This window comes from Mesorhizobium sp. M7A.F.Ca.MR.362.00.0.0 (assembly GCF_004023175.1).
Classification (GTDB): Bacteria; Pseudomonadota; Alphaproteobacteria; order Rhizobiales; family Rhizobiaceae; genus Mesorhizobium.
In genome coordinates this window covers 2,839-7,756 of the sequence record NZ_RZTF01000311.1, presented here as the reverse complement: position 1 = coordinate 7,756, position 4,918 = coordinate 2,839, and the positions used below count along the sequence as shown (strand labels likewise).

3 protein-coding genes and 2 pseudogenes (1 of these 5 cut by a window edge) are annotated in these 4,918 nt (G+C 64.1%); all 5 read right to left on the bottom strand.

What is annotated here, in order from left to right:
- A pseudogene (locus EOC06_RS27965) lies at window positions 1-1,447 on the bottom strand (UDP-N-acetylmuramoyl-L-alanyl-D-glutamate--2,6-diaminopimelate ligase); the annotation flags it as partial.
- Between the two features lie 54 nt (window positions 1,448-1,501).
- Window positions 1,502-3,211 (bottom strand): penicillin-binding protein 2, encoded by a 1,710-nt coding sequence (locus EOC06_RS27960; protein WP_027034944.1) that lies wholly within the window; start codon window positions 3,209-3,211, stop codon window positions 1,502-1,504.
- Window positions 3,208-3,603: a hypothetical protein gene (locus tag EOC06_RS27955; RefSeq protein WP_127271473.1), complete on the bottom strand. Its 396-nt coding sequence runs from the start codon at window positions 3,601-3,603 to the stop codon at window positions 3,208-3,210. The genes EOC06_RS27960 and EOC06_RS27955 overlap by 4 nt, the downstream gene beginning before the upstream one ends.
- 4 nt (window positions 3,604-3,607) lie before the next feature.
- On the bottom strand, window positions 3,608-4,657 hold the full coding sequence (gene rsmH, locus EOC06_RS27950; protein ID WP_128309302.1) for a 16S rRNA (cytosine(1402)-N(4))-methyltransferase RsmH: 1,050 nt from the start codon (window positions 4,655-4,657) through the stop codon (window positions 3,608-3,610).
- A pseudogene (gene mraZ, locus EOC06_RS27945) lies at window positions 4,654-4,918 on the bottom strand (division/cell wall cluster transcriptional repressor MraZ) (it continues 193 nt past the right edge of the window). The gene rsmH and the pseudogene mraZ overlap by 4 nt, the downstream one beginning before the upstream one ends.

Here is a 4,918-nt window from a genome sequence, read left to right as displayed (position 1 = left end):
CTCCGTAAGTGCCGCGCGAACTTCCTCGTGATCGGAGAAATGCAAGGTCTCGGAGCCGATCGTCTGGCCTTCCTCGTGCCCCTTGCCGGCCACGATCAGCGTGTCGCCGGCATGCAGCATGGCAACCGCCTCGTGGATCGCCTGGCGCCGGTCGCCGATCTCGATGGCACCGGGGGCGGCGGCCAAAATAGCGGCGCGGATCGTTTTCGGCACTTCGGAGCGCGGATTGTCGTCGGTGACGATGACGACATCTGCAAGCCGCGTTGCAATCTCGCCCATAATCGGTCGCTTGCCGCGGTCGCGGTCGCCGCCGCAGCCGAACACGACGATGACGCGGCCGGTGGTGAATGGGCGCACCGAGGACAGCACGTTTTCCAGCGCGTCGGGCTTGTGGGCATAATCGACATAGACCGGCGCGCCATTGCCGGTGGTGCCGACGAGGTCGAGCCGGCCCGGGGCGCCCTTCAATTTCTCCAACGCCAACAATGCCTTGGCGAGAGGTGTTCCCGTGGAAATGGCAAGACCCGCCGAAACCAGCGCATTCGAAATCTGGAAATCACCGGCCAGCGGCAGGTCGATCTCGTAGAGCACGCCATCGGCCTCGACCTCGGCCCGCCCGCTGGCGGTGGCGCTCGTGCTCGACCCGCTTCAGCCTGAGGAAATCGCCATGGCGGCCGACCGTCAGCACTTCGAGCCCGGCGGCCTGTGCCGCCAGGGTCGTCGGGGCCGACCATGGATCGTCGGCGAAGATGACGGCCGGAGCGCCTTTCGGCAGCAGCGCGTCGAACAGACGCAGTTTGGCGCGGTGATAGTCCTCGATGGTCGGATGATAATCCATATGATCGCGGCCGAGATTGGTGAAGCCGCCGGCCGCCAGCTTCACACCGTCCAGACGGCGCTGGTCGAGCCCATGGCTGGAGGCCTCCATCGAAGCGTGGGTAACGCCGGCATCCGCCAATTCCCGCAGCAATTGATGCAGGGCGACCGGATCGGGCGTCGTCAGCGAGCCATAATCGTTGCGCCCAGGCGCCACCACGCCGGTGGTGCCGATCGAAGCGGCGGCATAACCGGACTGCTCCCAGATCTGCCTGGTGAAAGCCGCGACCGAAGTCTTGCCGCTGGTGCCGGTCACCGCGACCATTATCTCAGGCTGCTTGCCGAAATAGCGGGCCGCACTCAGCGCCAACGCCAGGCGCGGATCGTCGACTGCCAATACCGGGACCGACAGCCCGGCAATGGTGCTGCCCTTGCCCGCTACGATCGCGGCCGCACCGCGCGCGGCGGCGTCGGCGGCATAAACGGCACCGTCGGCCTTGGTTCCCGCGAGCGCAAAGAAGACAACACCCGCTTTTACCTGGCGGGAATCCGAAGAAATCCCTGTAACCTCCAGATCGACGGAAGCTATTCCCTCGACGGGCAGGATACCGGCTAGATCTCTGAGCTTCATCGAGTTCCGTTCACCGCAACAAAATAGCGCGCTGTTGCCGGCGCGCCCTAAGAATCACTGATAGGAAACCAGCGTTGCACCATTTTCATGGCTGAAATCTGGCTTCACGCCAAGCATGGCAGCTGAACGCCTGATGATATTGCCGGCCATGACCCCCGCATTTGCGGCCGCGACATCCGTCATGCCAGGCTTTTCCGGGTGCGGGGCATCGGCAATGGTAAACACCAGATACTGCGGATCGTCCATCGGGAAGGCGGCGACGAAAGTGTTGAAATTCAAGTCCTTGGAGTAGCGGCCATTGACGACCTTCTCGGCCGTTCCGGTCTTGCCGCCAACGCGGTAGCCGGGGACTCTGGCGTTTCGGGCAGAGCCCTTCTCGGCATTGAGCGAATAGAGGTAGCGCATGCCTTCGACGGTCTTTTCGCTCACCACTTTCTTGGCGGTGGCCATCGCTTCCGCCTGCGTGCGCACCAAAAAGGTAGGGTTCATCAGGAAGCCGCCATTCATCAACGCCGCGCAGCCCACAGCCGCTTGCAGCGGCGTCGTCGACACGCCATGGCCGAAGGCGATGGTGAATGAATTGACCTGTTTCCAGACCTTCGGTTCAGTCGGACGGGCAGTCTCCGGCAATTCGGTCTGCATCCTGTCTAGAAGGCCAAGGCGATGCAGGAATTCGCGATGGCCCTCGATGCCGACCATCTCGGCTTCCCTGGCCGACCCGATGTTGGACGAATAGAGGAACACCTCCGGCAACGACAGCACACGGTTCTTGCCGTGGAAATCGTGAATGGCCTGATGGCCGACCCGGATTGGATGCGAAGCATCGAAGCGGCTCGCCATCGTCGCCTTGCCGGAATCGAGCGCCATGGCTGAGGTGAAGCTCTTGAAGGTCGAGCCCATCTCGTAGAGGCCCGCCGACATGCGATTCAGCCGGTCCTTGTCCTGTGCATTGTAGGGATTGTTCGGATCGAAATCCGGCACCGAGGCCATGGCCACCACTTCGCCGGTCTTGACGTTGAGCACGACGGCGCCGGCGCCCATGGCACGATAGCGCTCCAGGCCGGCGGCGATCTCGTCGCGCACCACATGCTGCACGCGCAGATCGATCGAAAGCTTTACCGGCTTGAGATCCTTGGCAATGGCAAGGCCCGATGCCTGCAGGTCGCTCAAGCCTTGCTCGTCAACATATTTCTCCATTCCGGAGATGCCCTGGTTGTCGATGTTGGTGAGGCCGACAATGTAGGACGAGGTCTCGCCGCTCGGATAGAAGCGGCGCTTTTCGGTACGGAAGCCGAAACCGGGAATGCCTAGTTGCATGATATCGGACTGCTGCTTGGGTGTCAGCTGCCGCTGCAGCCAGACGAAACCGGCGCCGCTCTTCAGCTTGTGGTAGGTCTGCTCATAGTCGATGTCCGGAAGCACCGTCGACAGCTTCTCGATCGCCTCGTCGGCGTCGACAATGCGGCGCGGTTCTGCAAACAGCGACGCCGTCTTGATATCCGTGGCCAGCACTTCGCCGTTGCGGTCGACGATGTCGGGCCGCGATGCCGTCACCCGGCTCTGCGGACCGCCCGACATGTCGGGGGTCTGGAAGCCGAGATAGACCAGCCGCCCTGATATGGTCGAGAAGATACCGAAGAACACCGCCATGGTCATGACGATGCGCGTCCTGCCCTTGCCGCCGGTCGCCTTGCGGGCGCCCTCGACCACGATCGATCCATCTTCACTCGTCCTGGCGCGACGCTTCAGCAGTTTGCCGATCATTGGGCGATGCCTCCGGTCACGACGGGATCCTTACTGTCCGAAGGCGCTTGGTCGGAATTGTCGGCCATGCCGCCCTGGCGTCCCGACAGGATGTCCTGAATATCAAGGGATTTGGCCGGCAGGTCGCCGATGCCGCCGATCTGGCGGGCGCTGACCGGCTCGAGTTCGAGCTGCGACTTGTAGAGTTCGGCGAGCTTCTGCAGCCGCGACGGCTGGGTAAGCAGGCTCCAGTCGGCCTTGAGCAGGTCGATCGTGTCCTCCTCATAGCGTATCTGCGCATGGATCTTCTGCACCGCGGCCAATTGTTCCTCGGCCTCGCGCTTGGCCTTGTAGGTAAGGGCCGCGACCGCAACCATGACGGCGATCAGGACAATGTCGCTGGTACGAAACACTTAGCTACCTCTCCCCCGGCCGGCCTGTGCCGGGAAGCGTTGGGCTGGGAAGTTTTGGAAGGCCGAAAATCGAAAAATCGCTGCTGCGCGCTGGCGCATCCGTGCGGATTGCCCCGCGCAGCCTGGCCGAACGGGCGCGCGGATTGGCCGCCACCTCGGCGTCGCCGGCAGTCACGCCGCCGCCCGCCTTGCGGAACGTCGCGGTACGGGCATGCGCCTCGGGCAAATGCCGTGAGCCGGTCGCGACGTCGGCCCGGTCGGCGATGAAACGCTTGACGATGCGGTCTTCCAGCGAATGGAAGGTGACCACGGCGAGCCGTCCGCCCGGCTTCAGCGCGCGTTCGGCCGCGAACAGGGCCTTGGCCAGTTCACCAAGCTCGTCATTGACGAAGATGCGCAGCGCCTGGAAGACGCGCGTCGCCGGATGGATCTTGTCCTTCGGCGCACGGCCGATATGCGTCTCGATGGCGTCGGCCAGTTCCAGCGTGCGCTCGAACGGGCGCTTTTCGCGGCGAGCCTCGATCATGCGGGCGATGCGCCCGGCATGACGCTCCTCGCCGAGGAAGCCGAAGATGCGGGCAAGATCGCCCGGCTTGAAGGAATTGACGACGTCGGCGGCGCTGAGGCCCGATTGCGCCATGCGCATGTCGAGTGGCCCGTCGGCGCGGAACGAAAACCCGCGCTCCGCCTGGTCGAGCTGCATCGAGGACACACCGATGTCGAGCACGATCCCGTCGGCGCTCTCGACATGTTCGTCCAGCGTCGAGAACGGCGCCTGCACCAGCCGCAGCCGGCCGCCGGACTGCGCTTCCAGATCGCGCCCGGCCGCAATGGCATCCGGATCGCGGTCGATCGCCACCACGGAAGCGCCCGTCGCCAGAATGGCCCTGGTGTAGCCGCCGGCGCCGAACGTGCCGTCGATGATGAGGTCGCCCTGCGCCGGCGCCAGTGCTTCAAGCACTTCGGCAAGGAGGACCGGAATGTGGCGGGCCGATCCGCCAACGGCGTGCCCATCGACGGCGTGAGGAAGGTCATCGCCGTGGCCTGCCGTCATTCCGGTCGCTCCCCAGGCTTCGTCCCCTGCCGAAGCTGCAAAAGCCGTGCCCGCGCCTGCGCCCCATAGGCGGCAAGCCGTCCCGGCTCCCAGATCTGAAAGAAATTGCCGCGCCCGACAAAGGCCACTTCCGCCGAAATGCCGGTGTGTTCGCGAAGGAAATCGCTCATCGTGATGCGGCCGTCCTGGTCGAGTTTCAAGAAGGTTCCGTCGCCACGGCAGAAGAACGACATGTCGTCCGCCGTCTGCAGGAAGGGATCC

Excerpts from the sequence above, each read along its gene's own strand:
- EOC06_RS27960 (WP_027034944.1), bottom strand. The coding sequence starts at position 3,211 with ATGATCGGCAAACTGCTGAAGCGTCGCGCCAGGACGAGTGAAGATGGA.
- rsmH (WP_128309302.1), bottom strand. The coding sequence starts at position 4,657 with ATGACGGCAGGCCACGGCGATGACCTTCCTCACGCCGTCGATGGGCAC.